A 19963-nucleotide genomic window follows, 5' to 3' on the forward strand; every position below is an offset into this window, starting at 1 on the left:
TCCGCGACCAGAAGCATCAAAGCGAGCGCCTCACCCGGGGATCAAACAACCGAAAGACCGCCCGGCCACAACCAGTGGTTGTGTCAGTAGGGTGTCGGCATGGACATCGAAGCCGTCCGGACCTTCGTCGCCGCCGCCGACGCGGGACAGTTCCAGGAGGCCGCCGCCGAGCTGGCGGTCACCCAGCAGGCCGTCTCCAAGCGCATCGCCGCGCTGGAGCGCGATCTCGGGGTGCGGCTGTTCACCCGCACCCCGCGCGGCTCCGGGCTCACCATCGACGGGCAGGCGTTCCTGCCCCACGCGCGCGAGCTGCTGCGCACCGCGGAACGCGCGGTCGCGTCCGTGGGCACCGGCCGCCGTCCGCTGCGCGTCGACGTGATCGCCTCGCGCGGCGCGGCGACGGGCCTGATGCGCGACTTCCACCGCGCCCGGCCCGACATCGACCTCGACGTGGTGATGCTGTTCGACATCGAGACGGCCGTCGCCGCCGTCCGCTCCGGCACGATCGACGCGTCCTTCCGCGCCGTCGCCGCGCCCGGCCGGCCCCTGCCCGAGGACATCGAGTCGGTCCGGGTGCTCGACGAGCCGCTCCAGCTCCTCACCGGCCCCGCCCACGCGCTGGCGGGCGCCCGCTCGGTGACCGTCGGGCAGCTCGTTGGGCACCGGATCTGGATGCCCGGCATCGTTCCCGGTACCGAGTGGGGCGCCTACTACGACGACCTCGTCGCCGAGTTCGGCCTCACCATCGAGGCGACCGGCCCCAACTTCGGTTCCGACGCGCTCCTCGACACCATCGCCGACACCCCGGCCCTGGCCACCTTCATGGGCGGGAGCACCCGCCTCGTCTGGCCCACCGGCCACGGCCTGCGCCTCATCCCGGTCACCGACCCGATGCCGGTCTACCCGCACTCGCTCATCTGGCACCGCGACAACCCCCACCCGGCACTCGCCGCCCTCCGCGCCCACCTGGCCGCCACGACGACCGGCCACGGCGCCGCCGGGACCTGGACACCGGACTGGGTGACCCCGCGCTGAACGGGGCGGGCGCGGCGGCGGACCCCCCGGCCCGACGGGTGGGCCGCGCCCGTCACATGCCGGCCCCGCCCGGGCGGCGTCACAAGGCCGGCGGGGCGGCCGGATGCCAGGGCGCGTCGGCCCGGGTGGACAGCGCGTCGGCGACCAGCCGGAGCGCGAACACGGGCTGCTCGGCGCCGGGGACGGGGCCGAGGTAGTGGTGGCCGGTCATGTGGCACCAGGCGGGCAGGTCGAGCGGGGCGGCCGGGTCGGTGGCGATGACGTGGACGACGGTGCCCGGCTCCGCACCGTCGATCTGCTTGCGCAGCCGCAGCAGGAGGGTGACGCAGAGCAGACCGGTGCCGTCGACGGTGAGGTCCGGCGCGGGGACCTCGGGAACCTCGGGGTTCATAGGACTCATGGAACTCGTGGGACTCATGGGGTTCATGGGCTCATCGGCAATGAGCGGCGATGGACTGAAGGACGGGGGACGAATACCACCGGCGGGGGAAAACGGGTGACCGGTGGTGGCAACCATGATGCCGAAGGCCCACGCCCCTCGGCGGCTCGGCCCCCTCCCGACAGCCCCGCCCCCGCCACCTGACGGTCCGTCACTGGCCCTCGACCAGGTCGAGGGCCCTACGGTCGGCGGCCATGACCTCACTCGGCGCCGCGAAGACCGCTGCCCCCTCTTCCCCGCGAACCGCTCTCCCCCGGTCGTACCTGTACTGGCTCACGGGGACCCGGCTCTCCCTGGTCGGTGACGCGGCCCTCCACTTCGCGCTCGGCTGGGCGGCCAGTGCCCACGGCGGCCGGACGGCCGCCCTGGTGCTGACCGCGATCACACTGCCGCGGACCGTGCTCCTGTTGCTGGGCGGGGCGGTGGGCGACCGCTTCGGCGCCCGGCGCATGATGATCACCGGCGATGTGGCGATGCTCGCGACCGTACTCGCCCTGGCCGTGGCGGCCCGGCTCTGCGGGACGCCGCCCTGGATGCTGATCGGGTTCGCCGTCGTGGTCGGGACCGTCGACGCGTTCTATCTCCCCGCGACGGGGTCCATGCCGCGCCGCCTGGTGAGCAAGGAGCAGCTTCCCCGGGCAATGGCCCTGCAACAGGCCGGTGGCCAGGTGGCCGCCCTGCTCGGGGCCCCGCTGGGGGCGGTGCTGGTGGCGAGTGCGGGCCTGAGCGGTACGGCCCTGGTCGACGCGGTCAGCTTCGCCGCGGTCCTGGCCGTCATGTTGTGGGTGCGGCCGACGGCCGGGGCGGAACGGTCCCCCCGCACCGAGAGCCTGCTCGCGGGAATCGCCGACGGGGTGAGGACCGCCGCGACGGACCCCGTCCTTCGGGCCGCACTGCTGTTGACGGCGGCGGCCGCGGCGGGGCTGCTGCCCGCGATTGCCCTGCTCGGCCCGCTGCTGGCCCGCTCCAGCGGCTGGGGGCCGGGCCCGGCGGGCCTGGTCGCTGCGGGCCAGGGCGCCGGAATGCTCCTGACCGCGCTGGTGGCCGCCCGGCTGGGGCCCATGCGCCGGATCGGCGTGGGCGCGAGCCTGGGCCCGGCGCTCGCCGCGGCGGGACTGGCCGGACTCGCGGCGGCCCCGACTCCCGCCGCGGCCGTCGCCGCGGCAGGGGTCGTCGGTGCGGGGTCGGGCATGTTCGCGTGCCACATCGGCCCGCTGGTCCTGGCCGGCACCCCGGACACGCACCTGTCCCGGATCCAGTCGCTGCTGACGCTCGTGCAGAGCCTGGCGCTGGTGGTGGCGAACAACGTACTGGGCTGGTTCGCGCACGAGGCCGGGGTCAGGAACGCGCTCGCGTCGTGCGCCGTCCTCGGCTGTGCGGCCGGGGTCACCGGTCTGGCCTCGCCCTCCCTGCGGGGTCTGCGTCGGGCCCCGGAGAAGGACCGGACCGGATTTCACCGGAAGAAACCACGCCACTGAGGTTTTCGGTTCGGGGCGACGGCGATCCTGGTGGTGGACGTGTCCCGGTGGGGTGAGGCCGGGTCCTCAATCGGCCGATGCCGGACGCCGTGCGGCACGGTGGCGGCGGTAGTAGGAGATGGCGACGGCCGCGGTGAGCGGTCCCCAGACGACCAGCGGCTGATAGAGGATCCCGATGACGATGTGTCCGGTGGGTGTCATGTCGCTGTGCGGGTGTGTCCACCACAGGGGCATGGTGCCCCAGAGCGCCGTCAGGACCGCCGAGCCGAGGAGGGCGGGGACGACGGCGGCCAGGGGACGGACCCGTTTCCCGCCGATCAGCGGTATCCAGCGCGGCACGAGGCTGCCCCAGGGCCGTACCAGGCCGATCGTCAGGACGGCGACCAGTTCCGAGACCACGCTGAGCGTCAGCATCCACACCTTGGCAAAGGGAGTTTCGAACTCCACGAAGCCCGCGTCCGTGTAGCCGGCCGGGAACCCCAGCACCCAGACAAGGCGCAGGATCCCGCTCGGCAGGACCACCAGCGCGGTCAGATGCGCCGCCCAAACCGCCCAACGGGGCGGTGGTGCGGCGGAGATGACGGGGGAGGCCGTATGGATGCTCATGCGATTCATCATCGAGCGGTCCCAGGCACGTTCCATCGGCCTGATCGGCTGTCCGGGACGCCCCGCCGGAAGGAGAGCCTCGCCCCGCGCTCCGCCGCGCGGCGGAGCCGCCCTCATCCCCGGGACGAGGCGCCCCCACCACTTGAGAACGTCGGTTCGGGATGCCGTGACGGCAGCGGGACGAGCCCTGCACCGCGAAGCCCGTCCGATGCAGGATCCGGTCCGGCCGCGCGATGCCGAAGCGCACGTGGAAGCGGCGTACGACCGGTACGCCCGCCCGCGCGAGGGTCCGTCGCTGATCCTCCGCCCGACCGTCAGGACGGCTGGACCTGGTCGAACAGGGCGAGGGCTTCGGCGGGATCCGGGCTCACGAGGCGCTCCAGACCGGCCGTCGTGATCTCCGCCCACCGGCCGGCCCGTGCCCACATCCGTTCCTCGAAGGCGCGGACGGTCTCGTCCGGATCTCCGCGGCCGGTGGCGATGGACTCGGCGAGTTCGGCGCCTTCCAGCATCGCGAGGTTCGCGCCCGCCCCCAGCGGGGGCATCAGATGGGCGGCGTCGCCCAGCAGTGTCACCCCGGGGACATGGGTCCAGGTGTGGGACACGGGCAGGACGTAAAGGGGACGGTGGACGAAGGCGGTGCCGTGGCGGAGGAGTTCGAGGACGGGAGCGGCCCAGCCGTCGAACAGCGCCAGCAGGCTCGACCGTACGGCTTCGGCGTCGGCCGGGGCCAGGTCCGCGTGCCGGTCCAGCGGCGCGCGGAACTGGGCGTACACCTTGACGTGGCCGCCGCTGTTGCGCTGGGCGACGAGAGCCCGGTTCACCCCGTACACGGCCATGGAGCCGTCGCCGATCAGCCGGGCGAGGTCGGGATGGCGGATGTCGACGTCGTCGAGGGAGGTTTCGACGTAGGTGACGCCGGTGTAGTGCGGTGTCACCGGGGAGACTGCCGGGCGGGTCCGGGACCAGGCGCCGTCCGCGCCGACCACGAGGTCGAACGTCTCCCGTCGCCCGTCCTCGAAATGGACCGCCGTACCCTCCCGGGTCCCCGGCACCACCTGCGTCACGCTCCGCCCCCACCCGATGTCGAGAGGGCCGAGCAGCAGGTCACGGAGTTGCCCGCGGTCGATCTCGGGGTTGGCCCGGTCGTCCGGACGGGGCCGCCAGTCGCGCAGGACGGTGCCGTTCGTGTCCAGGATGCGCATGGCCTGCCCCTCGGGGCGGGACAGCGCCCGGAACTCCGTCAACAGCCCCGCCTTGTCCAGCGCGAGCTGGCCCAGCCCCTCGTGCAGGTCCAGCGCGCCGCCCGGGGGCCGGGCGTCGGGGCCGGGATCGCGTTCGAGGACGGTGACGGGGTGGCCGTGGCGGTGCAGGACACGGGCAAGGGCAAGACCTCCGGGGCCGCCCCCGATCACGGCGATACGATGCCTCATGGCGATACACTGTATTCCATCAATACGATGTATCGCAGCAGAACGGTGTGAACCATGAGTGTGTGGGACCGGCCGGAGCCGCCGGCTCGCCCCGTGCCGCTCGACCGGGAGCGGATCGTTGCGGCAGCCATCGCGCTGGCCGACGAGGGCGGACTGGACGAGGTGTCGTTCCGCAAGGTCGCCGCGCGGCTGAACGCGGGCCCGATGCGGCTGTACGGATACGTCTCCACCAAGCAGGAGCTGTTCGACCTCATGCTGGACGAGGTCTACGCCGAGATCCTCCCCCGGGAACAGCCCGATGACTGGCGCGAGGCGCTGCGCGCCCTCGCCCACCGCACCAGACACGCCGCGCTCCGGCACGAATGGCTGGCCGACCTGCTCGGCGGCCGCCCGGCCCTGGGCCCGAACGCCCTCGCCGTGGGCGAGGCCACGCTGTCCGCCCTGGACGGCCTCGCCGACATCGACACCGCCATGCGCGCGGTGGAGACCGTCGGCGCCTACTTCACCGGCGCGATCAGGCGCGAGATCGCGAACCTGCGGGCCGAGCGCGCCACGGGCCTGTCGAAGCACGACTGGCAGCGCGCCGCCGGCCCGCAGCTGACGAGGATGCTGGCCACCGGCCGCTTCCCGGCGCTGGCCAGGGCCGTGCACGACGGCGCGGACGTGGACGCCGGGACGTCCTTCGCGACCGGCCTGGACTGGGTCCTGGACGCCGTGGCCGCCAGGCTCACCCGACCACCGGCATGACGCCCGGCCCCCGCCCGGGGCGAGCGGGCCGGGAGCCCGGTGGCGGGCCCGTTCAACTCCGGCATGACGCCCGGCCCCCGCCCGGCGGCTCCGCCCCGGGACGGAGCCGCGCCGCCTCCCGTCACGCCACCGGCACCCCCTCCTCGGCGGGCCCCGCCATCACGTCCTTGCGGGCCAGGACGCCGGGCCACCAGGCCCGGGCACCGATGTCGAGCACCAGAGCCGGGACGAGGAGCGACCGGACCACGAGGGTGTCGAGCAGGACGCCGAAGGCCACGATGAAGGCGATCTGCACCAGGAAGGCCAGCGGGATCACCATCAGGGCCGCGAAGGTGGCGGCGAGCACCACCCCGGCCGAGGTGATCACGCCCCCGGTCGTGGTCAGCCCGCGCAGCACCCCTTGCCGGTTGCCGTGCGCCAACGCCTCCTCCCGTACCCGGGACATGAGGAAGATGTTGTAGTCCACGCCGAGCGCCACCAGGAACACGAATCCGTACAACGGCACGGAGGCGTCCGTTCCGCTGAAGCCGAGAAGGTGCTCGAAGACGAGGTTCGACACCCCCAGCGTCGCCAGGAAGTTGAGCGCGACGGTCGCCACGAGCAGGACCGGGACGAGCAGGGAGCGCAGCAGCAGAACCAGGATGAGCAGGATGATGCCGAGGACGACGGGCACGATGAGCGTGCGGTCGCGGGCGGCCGTCTGCTGGGTGTCGTACTGCTGTGCCGTGTACCCGCCGACCAGCGCGTCGGCCCCCGCCACGGCGTGCGTGTCCGCGCGCAGCCGGGCCACGGTCTTCTTGGCTGCGTCGCTGTCAGCCGCGGCTTCGAGGGTGGCGTCGATGCGGACCCGTCCGTCGACGACCAGGGGTTCACCGGCCCCCGGGCGCCCGGACGCGGAGACCGCGCCGGCCGACGCCACGCCCTCGGTCCCCCTCGCCGCCGCCAGCACCCGGCCGGCGTGGTCGGCGTCGGCGATGATGACGGCGGGGCTGCCGGAGCCGCCGGGAAAGTGCTCCCCGAGCGTCTTCTGGGCGGAGACCGAGGGCGCGTCGTTCACGAAGATCTCGTCGAGGGGAACGCCCTTCGCCGACAGGGAGGGCGAGAAGGCCGCGAGGACGCCGAGCACGATCGCGGTCGTCACCCAGATGCGGCGGGGCCGGGCGTCGACGACGGCCGCCACCCGACGCCACACACCTTGCCCCTTGCCCGACGGGTCCGACGGGCCCGACACGTTCGACGCCTCCGACGCCTCCGACGCCTTCGGCCGGGAGGGCCAGTACGCGGTCCTGCCCAGCAGCGCCAGCGCGGCGGGCAGGAAGGTCAGGCTGGAGAGGGCCGCGCACACGATCCCGATGGCCCCGACCGGTCCGAGCGCGCGGTTGTTGGTGAGGTCGCTCGCGAGCAGGGCCAGCAGCGCGAGGGCCACGGTGGCCGCGCTCGCGGTGATCGCGCCGAACGACCGGCGTACGGCGGCCAGCGCGGCCGACGCCCGGTCCTCCCGCAGAACGAGTTCCTCGCGGAACCGCGCGGCCAGCAGCAGCGCGTAGTCCGTCGCGGCGCCGATGACGAGGATGGAGAGGATTCCCTGCACCTGGCCGTCCACCCGGACCACGTCGTGGTCGGCCAGGACGTAGACGATCCCGCAGGCGAGGCCCAGCGCGAAGACGGACCCGAGGATGATCAGCAACGGCAGCAGGACGCTCCGGTAGACCAGCAGCAGGATCAGCAGCACGGCGGCCAGCGCCACGCCGAGCAGCAGACCGTCGATGCCCGAGAAGGCGTCCGACAGATCGGCCTGGCTCGCCGCCGGTCCCGCGATCCGCGCCGCGGTGCCCGGGACGCTTCGGGCGGCCTCGTCCACCTCCCCCAGGACGTCCGGCAGCGCGTCGCCGAGGCCGGGTTCCAACTGGACGACGGCCTGCAACGCCTGCCCGTCCTCGGAGGGCAGGGCGGGCGACGGGTCGCCGACCACTCCCGGCCGCCCGGCAAGTCCTCCGACCGAGCGGGTGGCCGTGGACCGCTGTGCGTCGGTGATCCGGTCACCGTCCGCCGTCCACACGACGATCGCGGGAAGGGTCTCCGACTGGTCGAACGCCTCGCGGGCCTTGAGCACCTTGGTCGACTCCGCGCTCTGCGGCAGGAACGCGGCCTGGTCGTTGGTCGCGACCTCTCCGAGCCTGCCCGCGTACGGCCCGAGCGCCCCGCCGACCCCCAGCCATACGACGAGCAGGACGAGCGGAACGAGCCACCGGGCCCGGCGCGGTGTGGTTCTCATGACAGCCCCAAGCTTCGCGATCAAAAAAGTCGATCACAAAGTATCTCAATGATTGAGAGATCTTATACTTGGACCATGCACGGGACCAGCGACCCCACACCACCCCCTCCGCCCGGGAACGACCCGGCGGGGCTGCAGTCCTTCGCGGTTCTCCTGCGGCGGATGAACAGCGAGTTCAACCGCATCTCCCACGAGTTCGCCCAGTCCCAGGGACTGCACCTCACCGACATGCAGGCCCTCGTCGCGCTGCTCGACGCCGACCCCGACGAGGGGCCCATGACTCCCGGACGGCTGCGTCGGCAGCTCGACCTCACCTCCGGCGCGGTGACCGCGTGCCTCGACCGGCTGGAGAAGGCGGGGCACATCCGGCGCGTTCGCGCCGAGGACGACCGCCGCGTCGTGCATCTGCACTACGAGGAGGCGGCGAAAAGCATCGCCCGGGACTACTTCCGTCCCCTGGCCCGCGGCACCGAGGCCGCCCGCGCGGGCTTCCGCCCCGAGGAGTTGACGGTGGTCGCCCGGTTCCTCGCCGAGTTGAACGGCGAACTGGCGATGCTGCGGAGCGACTCCCCGCGGCAGTGAAGGCGTGTGCCGTGCGCCGTGTTCCGGCGTGACGCTTCACGGGAACGAGATCCCGGCGGGCGAGGCGCCAGCCCGGTCGCCGCTGGGGGCACAGTGCCCGGAGTGGGCCGACCCTCCGTTGTCGCCTGCGGGCACGGCGCCGGGCAATCCTCACCGACGCCGCCACACATCGAAGAGGGAACGCCTCACCATGCGTCGCACGGTGAGGCGTTCCCAGGTCACACGCTCTGAACCTGTCGGTGTCAGACGGCGCCGAACTCTCCGGCCTTGACGCCCGCCACGAAGGAGGCGAACGAGGCGGCGGGGACGGCCAGCACCGGGCCGTGCGGGTTCTTCGAGTCACGGACGGGGACTATGCCGGTGACGGACGCGTGGGTCGGGGCCCACTCGACACAGGAACCACCACCGCCGCTGTAGGAGGACTTGGCCCAGAGGAGGGAGGAGGAATCGGTCATCAGGGGGTGCCCTTTCGTACCTCGTTGATCATGGCCACGGATTCCGCCTGGGAGAGCGCCGCGGCCTGTAGCTGATGGTAGGACGTCACCAGCGGCAGCACGGAAGTCAATTCCCTGTCCAGGTAGCCATTGGTCTCGGACTCCACGTAGGACATCACGGAGCGGTCGGGCATGGTCAGCAGATTCACCAGCCTCTTGAACGGACGGTGCTCACCCATGCTATAAGGGGCCAACTGGAGCACGGTGTGCGGTTGTTCGGCGAACTCGACCAGATGGGCCAACTGGCGTGCCATGACATCGGGTCCACCGATCGGGCGCCGGATACAGCTCTCGTCCAGGACCGCGATCAGCATGGGCGGGGTGCGTCGCGCCAGGGCCGCCTGCCGTTCCACCAGGGCCTCGACCCGTTCCGCCGCCTGCTCGGGGGTGATCGTGCCCCGCTTCACGTAACCCTCTTCGATGGCCGCCGCATACTCCGGCGTCTGGAGCAGGCCGGGAATCACCCCCACGTCGAACATCCGGATCTCCGCCGCGCGGCTCTCCTGCCCCAGGTACTCCGGGAAGCCTTCCAGCAGGCTGCCGTGCCGGAGCTCGCCCCACGCACGTTCGAACGATTCCACGGTCCCGATGAACCCGAAGACGGTGTCAAGACTGCGCGAGAAACGGAGCGTTGGCGGTTTGCGACCAGTTTCGACGGCTGAGACATGCCTGCCCGAGTAGCCCACCAGGTCCGCGAGTTCATCCTGCTTCCAGCAGCGCGCCTCGCGCGAGCTGCGCAGACGTGCGCCGAAGGCCGCTTGCGGGCTCGCCTCGGGGTTCAACGCCTTGATGTTTACCAACGTGCCCTCCGTTTACGGAACGTTGAAGCCGACTCGACCCTAGGCCACGCTGAGTCCCCTTGGTAGCGGAACCATTACGGAGAGGAGTCGTCCGTGCCCGAAGAGAATACCGCCGCAGATCGGCAAGAACCCACACAAGTCCCTTTCCCTGGAACGCTCTTGGTGGACACTGGCCATCGTGACCGGGTGGGTGAGTTCCGTGGGGTGTCCGGGCCGTACTGGTCGTTGCGGCCGGTGTGCGGCGGTACGGAGTGGGAGGCGGAGCCGGCAAAGGTGCGGGTTCCGGAGCCCATGGAGCGGTTGCGGGCCGAGACCGCCCGGTGCAATGCCCGTAGCGCGGGGCGGATCCTGTGAACGAGCCCCGGCAGCCCGGCAGTTACCTGTGCGAGGCCGTCGCCGAAGGGCCGGTGCACGGCACCGGGGACACCGCGCGGTACGTGCTGGGCACCTTCCGGACCATCTCGCCCGTACTCGCCCTGCGCTGGCTGGGCGGGCAGGCGTTGCGGATCGTGGACCGGCTCGACCCCGACCCCCGCCACTCCGCCTGGGTGACGCCCTCCATGCGCCTGCCCGGAGCCCCCAACACCCTCGGACCCGACCACTCCGCCGAGCTCCGCGCCTGGTACCAGGACCGCAACGGCCAGCGCGCCGCCCACGCCCACCTCAAGAACGGCAACCCGCTCCTCGTCGTCGTTCCGGACGCAGGCTGCACGTACACCCTCTCCGTACGGCCCGAACAACGGGGCCGGGACCCGCGTCGGGCAACATCCGCCTGACGCGGGAGACCGCTCTGCCGACCGGTGGGAGAGTGTGACCGTGGAGATTGCCAACCGCACGCTGACGGCGGACGTGATAGCGGCACTGACGTACTGGCCCGGTGTCATTTGGGGAGGTCGGAAGAGTCCTCCGGACCCGGTGGATCTCACGGTTCTGCCCCGTTTCTTCAACGAGGTGCTGCAGGAGCTTCCCTGGTGGAACCGCGACTGGAAGGTCAGCCACGTCGAGCCGGGTCTTCCTCTGGAGATCGAGAGCGATCACCACGGTCACCCTTCGAGGTTCACCGAGGTGTCAGTGCCTGGCACGGTCGGTTCCGGCAGTGGCGAAAGTCTGCCCTTCGTCGCGAAGGTCGGGTTCGCGGGTGAGCAACTGGTCCGCTTCCAGGCCAAGATCGGCGACGTGGTCCTCGGTCCTGCCGTCACGCCTGCCGGGCGGCTGGAGCCGCATCCGTTCGCAAAGGTGCTCACCGGGTTGATGGACCTGCGCGGGATTCCGGTCAAGGTGATGGCGAGGGAAACCGCACGGTCGATGTCCACCATCCACATGCTCCGCAACGGCAGGCACAACCCGGAGCCGCTTCTCGTCCAGGAGATCGCCAGGGTTCTGGGCATGTCCGAAGCGGACGTCGAAGTCATCGCCGGACTCGACGGCGGCAGCACGCAGTAGCCGGCAGGCGGTGTGCGGGCCGACCCGGCCGTCACGCCCGCATCAGGGATGAGGCGGGCGTGACGGCCGCTCCGGCGATCCGGTCCCCGTGTCGTTCAGGCGGATTCGAGGATCGGGCGGACCTCGACGGTCTCCGGGGTGGGGAGGCTCTTGGCCAGTTCAAGGGCTTCCGCGCGGTCGGCCACCTCGACGACGAACCAGCCTCCGAGGGTCTCCTCACCGGCGTGCGCGGGCCCGTCGGTCACCGTCGATGTCCCGTCGGCCGTGGTGCGCACCGTCGCGGGAGCGGTGTGCTCGGTCTCCAGGGCCTCGCCGCCGACCAGCTTCCCGGCCGCGGCGAGGCCGCCGATCCAGCCTTCGTACTCCTTGCGGTATGCGGCCCGGTCGGCCTGGATGCGGCGGCGGGACTCGTCCGTCTCGAAGATCACGAGTGCGTATTTCATGGGTTTTCCTCTCCGGTCGCCGTACGGGCGACCGCTGTTGACGGTATGTGGAAGAAGGGGCGGGTCCGTTGGGACGGGCCTGTTCAGGTGGGGCTGTCCGCCGGGGCGATACGGGCGAGCGCGCCGATCTCCAGCGCCGTCCACAGCGCGCCGTCGGGGCCGAGGGCGATGCCGTGCGGTTCGGAACCGGGGGTGGGCAGGTCGTGGACGGTGATGGTGCCGTCGGGGGTGATCGTGCCGACGCGGTTGCCGCCCCATTCGGTGAACCACGCGGTGCCGTCGCCGTCGATGGTGACGGCGTGCGGCCGGGCGGCGCGGTCGGGCAGCGGGAACTCGGTGATCTTCCCGTCGGGCGTGATCCGGCCGATCTGTCCGGCGGCGATCTCGACGAACCACAGCGCGCCGTCGCGGCCCGCGGCGATCCCCACCGGCGCCGCCGCCTCCGTCGGCAGGGGGTGCAGGGTGACCTCGCCGTCCATGCCGATCCGCCCGATGGCGTTTGCCTGGTTGAGGGTGAACCACATCCCGCCGTCGTCACCGGCGACGATCGCGGAGGGGAACGCGCCCGTGACCGGGAGCGGGAACTCGGTGATGCTCCCGTCGACGGTGATACGGCCGATCCGGTCGGCGGCGGTCTCGGTGAACCACAACGCGCCGTCGGGGCCCGCCGCGATGCCGAACGGTCCGCAGCCGGGGGTGGGCACGTCGAATTCGTCGACGACGCCGTCGGTGGTGATCCGCCCGATCCGGTCCGCCCGGTACTCGGTGAACCACAACGCGCCGTCGGGGCCGGGGGTGATGACGGTCGGCCCGCAGTCGGGGTCGAGGCGGTGGCTCGTCGGCTCCTCGCCGGGGACCAGCCGGCCGATCCGGCCGCCGTGGACGAGGGTGAACCACAACGCGCCGTCCGGCCCTGTGGTGAGGGCGTAGGGCCCGGCCGTGCCGTCGGCCACGGTGTGCTCTTCGATGGTCACATGGGTCATGCGGGTCACAGGGTCCTCCCCAGGCCGTGCTCGGTGGCGATGCGTTCGATGTCGGCCGGGGTTCCGGCCATGATGGTGCGGGTGTGCTCGGTGACGAGGTCGACGGGCCAGTCCCACCAGGCGGCGCGCAGCAGCCGCTCGACGTCGGCGTCGTCGAAGCGCCGGCGGATCGGCCGGGCCGGGTTGCCGCCGACGATCGTGTACGGCGGGACGTCGGCGGTGACCACCGCTCCGGCCGCGACGATGGCACCGTCACCGATCCGTACGCCGGGCATGACGGTCGCCCGGTGGCCGAACCAGACGTCGTTGCCGACGACCGTGTCGCCGCGGCTGGGCATGGCGGTGACGATGTCCAGGGTCCGCTCGGCCCATCGGCCGCCGAACATGGTGAACGGGTAGGTGGACGCCCCCATCGTCGGATGATCGGCACCGGCCATCAGGAACGTGGTCCCCGAGGCGATCGCGCAGTACCTGCCGATGGTCAGACGCTCCGGACCGTAGGCGTACAGGACGTTGCGGCGCTCGAAGTCCGTGGCACCGTCCGGGTCGTCGTAGTACGTGTAATCGCCCACGTCGATGTTCGGCGAGGTGACCAGTGCTCCGAGGAACACCACGCGCTCGTGCGCGGGCAGCGGGTGGACGGTGGTCGGATCAGGCGACAAGGTGCGTTCCTTTGCTGGGGGCGGGCCCCGGATTCGGTTTCGTGTGTCGGGTTGTCAGGTGTTCTCGGGGCCGGACGGGATGACCTGGGTATGACGGGATCGGGCCCGGGGATGGTTCCGGTCCGGTGCCCCTCCCGGCAAGCTTCGCCCCGGGGCAAACTTTGCCGGTCACGGCACTAGTTCGGGCTGTTCGCGAGCGTCTCGTCCGAGGCTGCGACCGTGTCCGGACCGGTGGGGCGTCGCGGGGTCGCGGGGCCTTCCGCGGGCCCGGACCTCGCCAGCCACAGACCGGTGAACACGGCGGTGGCCAGGGTGACGGCGCCGGCGGCGAGGAAGGCGCTGTCGAGGCCGGCCCCGAAGGAGGCGCCGCCGGACTGCCGGGCGCGGACGACGGCTCCGAGCGCCGCCACGCCGAGCACCGCGCCGATCTGCCGGGTGGTGCTGCTGATGCCCGACGCGAGGCCGCCCTCCTGCGGGCCGACCGCCTGGATCGCGGCCCCCGTCAGCGGTGACATGGCCAGGGCGAAGCCGACGCCGGCGAGTCCCAGCCGCCACCACACGTTCCCGTAGCCGGTGTCGGCGTGCACCGTGCCGAGCGCCAGCAGTCCCAGGCCGGCCAGGGCCAGGCCGGCGGTGACCACGACGCGGAAGCCGTACCGGGCGGCGAGCCGGCCCGCGTACGGGCTGACGACCACCATGGCGAGGGAGAGGGGGAGGGTCTGCAGGCCGGCGCGCAGGATCGAGCTGCCCTGGACGTACACGAAGAACTGGGAGAAGAAGAACGACGAGCCCATGAGTGCGAACCCCACCACGGTCATGGCGGTGTTGGACACGGTGAACAGCCGCTGCCGGAACAGTCCCAGCGGCAGCATCGGGGCGGAACTGCGCGCTTCGACGGCGACGAAGGCGGTGACGAGGACCGCCGCGGCGGCGAGGCTCCCCAGGATCACCGGCGACGTCCAGCCGCGGGCACCGCCCTCGATCAGCCCGTAGGTCAGTGCCCCCACCGCCGACACGGACAGCACCGTGCCCGGGACGTCGATCGCGGGGGCGCCGGGGTTGCGGGACTCGTCGAGGTGGCGCAGGCCGATCAGCAGCAGGACCGCGCCGATGGGCAGGTTGACCAGGAAGATGGCGGGCCAGCCGAAGGCCTCCGTCAGCACGCCGCCGGCCACGGGGCCCGCAGCGAGGCCGATTCCGCTGAGTCCGGCCCACAGCCCGATCGCCTTGACCCGTTCCTGCGGTACGGGATGGGCGGCGGCGAGCAGGGCCAGCGAGGCGGGGCTCAGCGCCGCGGCCCCGATGCCCTGCAGCACCCGGCCGACGACCAGCCAGCCGACCGAGGGCGCGAGGCTGCACAGCACCGACGCGGCCGTGAACACCGCCACGCCGGTCAGGTACACCCGCTTGCGGCCGAACCGGTCGGCGAAGATGCCGCCGGACAGCAGCAGCATCGCGACCAGCAGCACGTACGCGTCGACGATCCATTGCAGACCGGTCAGTTGGGTGTGCAGCCGCTGCTGCATGTCGGGCAGCGCCGCCCCGACGATCGTGTTGTCGAGCAGGACCATGAACTGGCCCAGGCAGGTCACCGTGAGCAGCACGGCCCGGTTCGACCGACCGCCTGCGACCGCACGCGATGCAGCCATGGGAACTCCTCTCAGTCGTTGGTCGCGCCCGGCCACGGCCGACACGGATGGCGATACACCCGAGCGCTTTAAAGCAGTCGGCGACTGCGTTAGGAGACTGTAGGGAGGGTTGCCCACAAACGCAAGTCTTAGCTGCGTTAAGGTGGAGGGCATGAACGAGCAACAGCGAGCCCGGCGACCCGGCGGGCGCAGCGCCCGCATCGGCGCGGAGGTGCACCAGGCCGTCACCGACCTGATCAGCGAGCGCGGCTACGGCAACTTCACCGTCGGCGAGGTGGCGGCCCGCGCGGGCGTGGCCGACAGCAGCATCTACCGGCGGTGGGGCAGCCTGGAGAAGCTGCTCACCGACGTGGCGCTCACCCGCCTCAACACACAGTCGCCGATGCCCGACACCGGGAGCCTGGAAGGCGATCTGCGCACCTACGCGGCCAATGTGGCCCGCGAGATCACCGGACCCGACGGGGTGGCGGTGGTGCGCCTGGCCGTCGCCCTGTCGGGCAACGACCGGCAGGCCGTGCAGGCCAGTGACGACCTCCGCACCGAACGCATGCGGCAACTCCAGTCCATGCTCGACCGCTCCCGCGAACGCGGCGAGGACGCACCCGACGCGCTCGGCGTGCTGGACCACGTCCTGGCCCCGATGTACATCCGCGTCCTGTTCGGCATGGGCCCGCTCACCCCGGAGTACGTCGACGGACTGGTCGACCGCCTGCTGTGACCCCGGCCCGGCCCGGCCCCCGCGAACCGCCGCGGGGGCCGGGCGGCGGCGCCCGCGATTATGCTGATCACCCGTTCGAATAGCGGGGGGAAGCATGATCGACATCGATGGATATCTGGCCGCGCTGGGGGCGACCCGGCCGACGGCCCCGACCGCCGATGCGCTGTGGGCGCTGCACCGGGCGCAGGTGGAGCGGGTCGCCTACGAGAACCTCGACATCCATCTGGGGCGGTCGACGGGCATCGGCGCCGCGGAGTCCGCGGCCCGGATCGCGCGCGGGCGCGGCGGCTACTGCTTCCACCTCAACGGGGCCTTCGGCGCGCTGCTGGCGGCCCTCGGCTACGACGTCACCCTGCACCGGGCCGGTGTGCAGCCCACCCCCGAGGCCCCCGCGGGCGCGTCCTGCAACCATCTCGCGCTCACCGTGCGGCTCGACGGCGAGCGGTGGCTGGTCGACACCGGACTCGGCGACGGGCTGCACGAACCGCTGCCGCTGCGCGAGGGCAGCCACGTCCAGGGGCCGTTCACCTACACGTTGACCCCGTCGGTGGCGGAGCCCGGCGGCTGGCGGTTCGTCCACGACCCCCGCGGCTCGTTCACGGCGATGGACTTCGCGATGGACCCCGCGGAACTGTCCTCGTTCACCGCGGAGCACATCCGGCTGTCCACCTCGCCCGACTCCGGCTTCGTCCGGGTCCTCACCGCCCAGCGCCGCGACGCCGGGGGTGTGGACCTGCTGCGCGGCCTGGTACTGCGCCGGCTCCACGCCGGGGGCACGGACGAGCGGACCATCGAATCGGCCGACGAGTGGTACGACGTGCTGACCGGCCTCTTCCGGCTGGACCTGACCGACGTCGACGCCCTCGCGCGGGCGGAGTTGTGGCACCGCGTGCACAGCGCGCACCAGGCGCGGGAGGCCGCGAAACAGGGCTGAAGGACGCCCGGTCCCACCGACGGGACGCCCGGCCCCGTCGGCGAACCGGCCGGTGGATCGACCGGCTTCACCGGCGGGTCACCGACCGGATGCCCGTCGCGTCGGATCACCGGCCGACGGAGCCGTCGATCTGCTCGCGGAGGATGTCGGCGTGGCCCGCGTGCCGGGCGGTTTCCTCGATCATGTGCACCAGGACCCAGCGCATCGACGGCGGAGGGGTCTCCCGGAGCGACCGGGCGCCCGGCCGGTCCAGGTCGTCGCAGGCGGCGACGATCCCGTTGCTCCGTTCGACCGCCCGGCGGTAGGCGGCGACCAGGCTCTCGGCCGTCTCGTCCCCGGTGGGCGGGCAGTCGTCGCCGAGCTCGACGTCGGCACCGGCGTAGGACCAGGCGAACCAGCCGAGTTCGACCGCGGTCAGGTGCTTGACGAGGCCGAGGACGCTGGTGCCCGACGGCACCCCGGCGGTGCGGGCCTCCTCGTCGGAGAGGCCGTGCGCCTTGGCGACGACCGCCTCCCTCAGATAGTCGAGGAAGGCCGACAGCGTCGTCTTCTCGTCGGCGTCGAGGGTCGGCGGGCGCAGGTCGCTCCGCGGTTCGGCGTTCGTCACGCCGCAACCCTACGCATCCCCCGCACCGGCCGACGAGGGTTCCGGCGGACGCACTTCGCCCGCCCCCGAGCGCCTTCGCCGTCCGTCGGCCGGGCTTGAAGTCGCCGCCCGCGGCCCCGGACGGTGTAGGCGGAGGGAGCCGGGAACGAACCCGGAAGCGGAGGCGGCAGGTCCGGGCCGCACCTCCCGGCTCCGATGGAAAGAAATCAGCCACATTCCTATGTCATCTCGGCCAGTTGGGAACGACCCCCCACCCGCCCTCCGTTCGAACACGAGGGGCCGGGGCCCGACCTCGCCCCACTCCTTGAATTCCGCCGGTGACGGACGCCCTACGGCATCCCGGTGATGACTCGTGAAACGTCCGCTTAACGAACATGACCTTTCCGGCAACGAACGAATTCCGGCCAAGTTGTTGACGCGCTCCTGACAGGACCGCCCTCCGGCTGACAACCTTCACCCCGTTCTGCGCACTTCTCGCTCTCCATACGGACGGCCCATCAGCCGCCGTTACCCCCCTCGCAGAAGGAGTCCGCGTGAGATCCACGCCTCGCCGCCGCGCCACCTCGACCGGCGCCCTGATAGCCGCAGCAGCCCTCATCGCCGTCGGCGTCCAGGCCGGTACGGCCACTGCCACCCCCGGCAGCGACAACTCGGCGGTACCGGCGTACGCCGGTGTCGACCAGGGTTCCCTGGCCAAGCAGCTCTCCCCGTCCCAGCGCGCCGAGTTGATCCGCGAGGCCGATGCGACCAAGGCTGCCACGGCCAAGGACCTCGGTCTCGGCTCCCAGGAGAAGCTCGTCGTCCGGGACGTCATCCAGGACAACGACGGAACCACGCACACGCGTTACGAGCGCACCTTCGCCGGTCTCCCGGTGCTCGGTGGCGACCTGATCGTCAAGGAGTCCAAGGCCGGGGCGACCCAGGCCGTCACCAAGGCCTCCAAGGTGACCAGCGGTCAGCTGAAGGCCGTGGACCTGAAGGCGGACATCGCGCCCGCCAAGGCCGAGCAGCAGGCCCTCGGCCTCGCCAAGGCCGACGGTTCGAAGAAGACCGAGGCCGACCGGGCGCCCCGCAAGGTCGTCTGGATGGCGCAGGGCCAGCCGAAGCTCGCCTTCGAGACCGTCGTCGGCGGCCTCCAGCACGACGGCACCCCCAACGAGCTGCACGTCGTCACGGACGCGGCCACCGGCGCGAAGCTGTACGAGTGGCAGGGCGTCGAGAACGGCACCGGCAACACCCAGTACAACGGCCAGGTCACCCTGGGCACCGCCCCGTCGTACACGCTGACCGACACGGGCCGCGGCAACCACAAGACCTACAACCTGAACCACGGGTCGTCGGGCACCGGGACGCTGTTCACCAACTCCACCGACGTGTGGGGCAACGGCAACCCGTCGAACGCCGAGACGGCCGGCGCGGACGCCCACTACGGTGCGGCCGAGACCTGGGACTACTACAAGAACGTGCACGGCCGCACCGGCATCCGCGGTGACGGCGTCGGCGCGTACTCCCGCGTCCACTACGGCAACGCCTACGTCAACGCGTTCTGGCAGGACAGCTGCTTCTGCATGACGTACGGCGACGGCGAGGGCAACGTCAAGCCGCTCACCTCGCTCGACGTGGCCGCCCACGAGATGTCGCACGGTGTCACCGCCGCCACGGCCAACCTGGTCTACAGCGGTGAGTCCGGCGGTCTGAACGAGGCCACCTCCGACATCTTCGCCGCGGGCGTGGAGTTCTACTCCAACACCTCCGAGGACCCGGGCGACTACCTCGTCGGCGAGAAGATCGACATCAACGGCGACGGCACCCCGCTGCGCTACATGGACAAGCCGAGCAAGGACGGCGCGTCCAAGGACGCGTGGTACTCGGGCATCGGCAACATCGACGTCCACTACTCCTCGGGCCCGGCGAACCACTTCTTCTACCTGCTCTCCGAGGGCAGCGGCGCCAAGGTCATCAACGGGGTCTCCTACGACTCCCCGACCTCCGACGGCCTGCCGGTGACCGGCATCGGCCGTGCCAAGGCCGAGCAGATCTGGTTCAAGGCGCTCAGCACCAAGTTCACCTCCACCACGAACTACGCGGCGGCCCGCACCGGCACCCTCGCCGTGGCCGGTGAGCTGTACGGCACGACCAGCGCCGAGTACAAGGCCGTCGGAGACGCCTGGGCGGCCATCAACGTCGGCACCCGTGACGGCGGCACCCCCAACCCGGGCGGCAAGGTCTTCGAGAACAAGACCACGGTCAACATCCCGGACGCCGGTGCGGCCGTCACCAGCTCGGTCAACGTCACCGGTGTCACCGGCAAGGCGCCCAGCACCCTCCAGGTCGGCGTGGACATCACCCACACCTACCGCGGTGACCTGGTCATCGACCTCGTCGCCCCGGACGGCACCTCGTACCGCCTGAAGAACTCGGGCTTCGACTCCGCGGACGACGTCAAGGAGACCTACACGGTCGACGCCTCGTCCGAGACGGCCAACGGCACCTGGAAGCTCAAGGTCCAGGACGTCTACTCGGGCGACACGGGCAAGATCAACAGCGTCAAGCTGACCTTCTGAGCCCTTCGCACCACCTGAACCATCAGCACCCCCCACCGGGGTCTCCCCGGTGACCACTGCCCGGCAGGGAG

At 71.7% G+C, this 19963-nt stretch carries 21 protein-coding genes; 10 read left to right on the forward strand and 11 right to left on the reverse strand.

What is annotated here, in order from left to right; all coding sequences use genetic code 11:
* Nucleotides 1–99 precede the first annotated feature (99 nt).
* Nucleotides 100–1035 (forward strand): LysR family transcriptional regulator, encoded by a 936-nt coding sequence (locus tag ABZZ04_RS04455; protein WP_356930696.1) that lies wholly within the window; start codon nucleotides 100–102, stop codon nucleotides 1033–1035.
* 79 nt (nucleotides 1036–1114) lie between these two features.
* Here ABZZ04_RS04455 and ABZZ04_RS04460 read toward each other — a convergent pair whose 3' ends face one another.
* Nucleotides 1115–1426 (reverse strand): sulfurtransferase TusA family protein, encoded by a 312-nt coding sequence (locus ABZZ04_RS04460; RefSeq protein ID WP_356930697.1) that lies wholly within the window; start codon nucleotides 1424–1426, stop codon nucleotides 1115–1117.
* Between the two features lie 242 nt (nucleotides 1427–1668).
* On the opposite strand from ABZZ04_RS04460, the gene ABZZ04_RS04465 reads away from it, so the two are divergent.
* On the forward strand, nucleotides 1669–2952 hold the full coding sequence (locus ABZZ04_RS04465; protein ID WP_356930698.1) for an MFS transporter: 1284 nt from the start codon (nucleotides 1669–1671) through the stop codon (nucleotides 2950–2952).
* A gap of 66 nt (nucleotides 2953–3018) precedes the next feature.
* Here the strand turns inward: ABZZ04_RS04465 and ABZZ04_RS04470 are convergent, their stop codons facing one another.
* Nucleotides 3019–3558 (reverse strand): hypothetical protein, encoded by a 540-nt coding sequence (locus tag ABZZ04_RS04470; protein WP_356930699.1) that lies wholly within the window; start codon nucleotides 3556–3558, stop codon nucleotides 3019–3021.
* Between the two features lie 314 nt (nucleotides 3559–3872).
* The gene (locus ABZZ04_RS04475; RefSeq protein WP_356930700.1) at nucleotides 3873–4991 is read right to left on the reverse strand and encodes an NAD(P)/FAD-dependent oxidoreductase; all 1119 of its coding nucleotides are present in this window, start codon (nucleotides 4989–4991) and stop codon (nucleotides 3873–3875) included.
* 54 nt (nucleotides 4992–5045) lie between these two features.
* Here ABZZ04_RS04475 and ABZZ04_RS04480 point away from each other — a divergent pair, with 54 nt between their 5' ends.
* Nucleotides 5046–5738 carry a TetR/AcrR family transcriptional regulator C-terminal domain-containing protein gene (locus ABZZ04_RS04480; protein ID WP_356930701.1) on the forward strand — a complete coding sequence of 231 codons (693 nt, stop codon included), beginning with the start codon at nucleotides 5046–5048 and terminating at the stop codon, nucleotides 5736–5738.
* Nucleotides 5739–5859: 121 nt separating this feature from the next.
* Here ABZZ04_RS04480 and ABZZ04_RS04485 read toward each other — a convergent pair whose 3' ends face one another.
* Nucleotides 5860–8013, reverse strand: a complete 2154-nt coding sequence (locus ABZZ04_RS04485) for an MMPL family transporter (protein WP_356930702.1) — start codon at nucleotides 8011–8013, stop codon at nucleotides 5860–5862.
* 75 nt (nucleotides 8014–8088) lie between these two features.
* Between ABZZ04_RS04485 and ABZZ04_RS04490 the strand changes: the two genes are divergently transcribed.
* Nucleotides 8089–8595: a MarR family transcriptional regulator gene (locus tag ABZZ04_RS04490; protein WP_356930703.1), complete on the forward strand. Its 507-nt coding sequence runs from the start codon at nucleotides 8089–8091 to the stop codon at nucleotides 8593–8595.
* A 242-nt stretch (nucleotides 8596–8837) separates the two neighbouring features.
* Here ABZZ04_RS04490 and ABZZ04_RS04495 read toward each other — a convergent pair whose 3' ends face one another.
* The gene (locus tag ABZZ04_RS04495; protein ID WP_356930704.1) at nucleotides 8838–9050 is read right to left on the reverse strand and encodes a DUF397 domain-containing protein; all 213 of its coding nucleotides are present in this window, start codon (nucleotides 9048–9050) and stop codon (nucleotides 8838–8840) included.
* Entirely contained in the window at nucleotides 9050–9889 is an 840-nt protein-coding gene (locus ABZZ04_RS04500; RefSeq protein ID WP_356930705.1) for a helix-turn-helix transcriptional regulator, read from the reverse strand. Before ABZZ04_RS04500 ends, ABZZ04_RS04495 begins: the two co-directional genes overlap by 1 nt.
* Nucleotides 9890–9982: 93 nt before the next feature.
* Between ABZZ04_RS04500 and ABZZ04_RS04505 the strand changes: the two genes are divergently transcribed.
* From ABZZ04_RS04505 to ABZZ04_RS04515, 3 genes are read left to right on the forward strand one after another with little or no spacing between them, the layout of a single operon-like run.
* Nucleotides 9983–10243 carry a hypothetical protein gene (locus tag ABZZ04_RS04505; RefSeq protein WP_356930706.1) on the forward strand — a complete coding sequence of 87 codons (261 nt, stop codon included), beginning with the start codon at nucleotides 9983–9985 and terminating at the stop codon, nucleotides 10241–10243.
* The gene (locus ABZZ04_RS04510) at nucleotides 10240–10665 is read left to right on the forward strand and encodes a hypothetical protein (protein ID WP_356930707.1); all 426 of its coding nucleotides are present in this window, start codon (nucleotides 10240–10242) and stop codon (nucleotides 10663–10665) included. Before ABZZ04_RS04505 ends, ABZZ04_RS04510 begins: the two co-directional genes overlap by 4 nt.
* Nucleotides 10666–10705: 40 nt before the next feature.
* The gene (locus ABZZ04_RS04515) at nucleotides 10706–11332 is read left to right on the forward strand and encodes a helix-turn-helix transcriptional regulator (RefSeq protein WP_356930708.1); all 627 of its coding nucleotides are present in this window, start codon (nucleotides 10706–10708) and stop codon (nucleotides 11330–11332) included.
* Nucleotides 11333–11427: 95 nt separating this feature from the next.
* Here the strand turns inward: ABZZ04_RS04515 and ABZZ04_RS04520 are convergent, their stop codons facing one another.
* The 4 genes from ABZZ04_RS04520 to ABZZ04_RS04535 all read right to left on the reverse strand — a co-directional run bounded on the left by ABZZ04_RS04520 (nucleotide 11428) and on the right by ABZZ04_RS04535 (nucleotide 15069).
* Nucleotides 11428–11775 carry a YciI family protein gene (locus ABZZ04_RS04520; RefSeq protein WP_356930709.1) on the reverse strand — a complete coding sequence of 116 codons (348 nt, stop codon included), beginning with the start codon at nucleotides 11773–11775 and terminating at the stop codon, nucleotides 11428–11430.
* 83 nt (nucleotides 11776–11858) lie between these two features.
* Complete coding sequence (locus ABZZ04_RS04525) at nucleotides 11859–12758, reverse strand: virginiamycin B lyase (protein ID WP_356930710.1); 900 nt, start codon at nucleotides 12756–12758, stop codon at nucleotides 11859–11861.
* A gap of 5 nt (nucleotides 12759–12763) precedes the next feature.
* Nucleotides 12764–13420 (reverse strand): CatB-related O-acetyltransferase, encoded by a 657-nt coding sequence (locus ABZZ04_RS04530; RefSeq protein WP_356930711.1) that lies wholly within the window; start codon nucleotides 13418–13420, stop codon nucleotides 12764–12766.
* Between the two features lie 176 nt (nucleotides 13421–13596).
* The gene (locus ABZZ04_RS04535) at nucleotides 13597–15069 is read right to left on the reverse strand and encodes an MFS transporter (protein ID WP_356930712.1); all 1473 of its coding nucleotides are present in this window, start codon (nucleotides 15067–15069) and stop codon (nucleotides 13597–13599) included.
* A gap of 151 nt (nucleotides 15070–15220) precedes the next feature.
* Between ABZZ04_RS04535 and ABZZ04_RS04540 the strand changes: the two genes are divergently transcribed.
* Together ABZZ04_RS04540 and ABZZ04_RS04545 are read left to right on the forward strand one after the other, a co-directional pair.
* Nucleotides 15221–15787 carry a TetR/AcrR family transcriptional regulator gene (locus ABZZ04_RS04540; RefSeq protein ID WP_356930713.1) on the forward strand — a complete coding sequence of 189 codons (567 nt, stop codon included), beginning with the start codon at nucleotides 15221–15223 and terminating at the stop codon, nucleotides 15785–15787.
* A 94-nt stretch (nucleotides 15788–15881) separates the two neighbouring features.
* Nucleotides 15882–16721 (forward strand): arylamine N-acetyltransferase, encoded by an 840-nt coding sequence (locus tag ABZZ04_RS04545; RefSeq protein ID WP_356930714.1) that lies wholly within the window; start codon nucleotides 15882–15884, stop codon nucleotides 16719–16721.
* Nucleotides 16722–16827: 106 nt separating this feature from the next.
* Here ABZZ04_RS04545 and ABZZ04_RS04550 read toward each other — a convergent pair whose 3' ends face one another.
* On the reverse strand, nucleotides 16828–17328 hold the full coding sequence (locus ABZZ04_RS04550) for a DinB family protein (RefSeq protein WP_356930715.1): 501 nt from the start codon (nucleotides 17326–17328) through the stop codon (nucleotides 16828–16830).
* A 533-nt stretch (nucleotides 17329–17861) separates the two neighbouring features.
* On the opposite strand from ABZZ04_RS04550, the gene ABZZ04_RS04555 reads away from it, so the two are divergent.
* Nucleotides 17862–19892, forward strand: coding sequence for a M4 family metallopeptidase (locus ABZZ04_RS04555; RefSeq protein ID WP_356930716.1), 2031 nt, complete (start codon nucleotides 17862–17864; stop codon nucleotides 19890–19892).
* Nucleotides 19893–19963: the final 71 nt, after the last annotated feature.

It is taken from the genome of Streptomyces sp. NPDC006435 (assembly GCF_040612315.1).
Classification (GTDB): domain Bacteria; phylum Actinomycetota; class Actinomycetes; order Streptomycetales; family Streptomycetaceae; genus Streptomyces.

Coding starts and splice junctions, on each gene's coding strand:
- ABZZ04_RS04455 (WP_356930696.1), top strand. CDS start 100: ATGGACATCGAAGCCGTCCGGACCTTCGTCGCCGCCGCCGACGCGGGA.
- ABZZ04_RS04460 (WP_356930697.1), bottom strand. CDS start 1,426: ATGAACCCCGAGGTTCCCGAGGTCCCCGCGCCGGACCTCACCGTCGAC.
- ABZZ04_RS04465 (WP_356930698.1), top strand. CDS start 1,669: ATGACCTCACTCGGCGCCGCGAAGACCGCTGCCCCCTCTTCCCCGCGA.
- ABZZ04_RS04470 (WP_356930699.1), bottom strand. CDS start 3,558: ATGAGCATCCATACGGCCTCCCCCGTCATCTCCGCCGCACCACCGCCC.
- ABZZ04_RS04475 (WP_356930700.1), bottom strand. CDS start 4,991: ATGAGGCATCGTATCGCCGTGATCGGGGGCGGCCCCGGAGGTCTTGCC.
- ABZZ04_RS04480 (WP_356930701.1), top strand. CDS start 5,046: ATGAGTGTGTGGGACCGGCCGGAGCCGCCGGCTCGCCCCGTGCCGCTC.
- ABZZ04_RS04485 (WP_356930702.1), bottom strand. CDS start 8,013: ATGAGAACCACACCGCGCCGGGCCCGGTGGCTCGTTCCGCTCGTCCTG.
- ABZZ04_RS04490 (WP_356930703.1), top strand. CDS start 8,089: ATGCACGGGACCAGCGACCCCACACCACCCCCTCCGCCCGGGAACGAC.
- ABZZ04_RS04495 (WP_356930704.1), bottom strand. CDS start 9,050: ATGACCGATTCCTCCTCCCTCCTCTGGGCCAAGTCCTCCTACAGCGGC.
- ABZZ04_RS04520 (WP_356930709.1), bottom strand. CDS start 11,775: ATGAAATACGCACTCGTGATCTTCGAGACGGACGAGTCCCGCCGCCGC.
- ABZZ04_RS04525 (WP_356930710.1), bottom strand. CDS start 12,758: ATGACCCATGTGACCATCGAAGAGCACACCGTGGCCGACGGCACGGCC.
- ABZZ04_RS04535 (WP_356930712.1), bottom strand. CDS start 15,069: ATGGCTGCATCGCGTGCGGTCGCAGGCGGTCGGTCGAACCGGGCCGTG.
- ABZZ04_RS04540 (WP_356930713.1), top strand. CDS start 15,221: ATGAACGAGCAACAGCGAGCCCGGCGACCCGGCGGGCGCAGCGCCCGC.
- ABZZ04_RS04545 (WP_356930714.1), top strand. CDS start 15,882: ATGATCGACATCGATGGATATCTGGCCGCGCTGGGGGCGACCCGGCCG.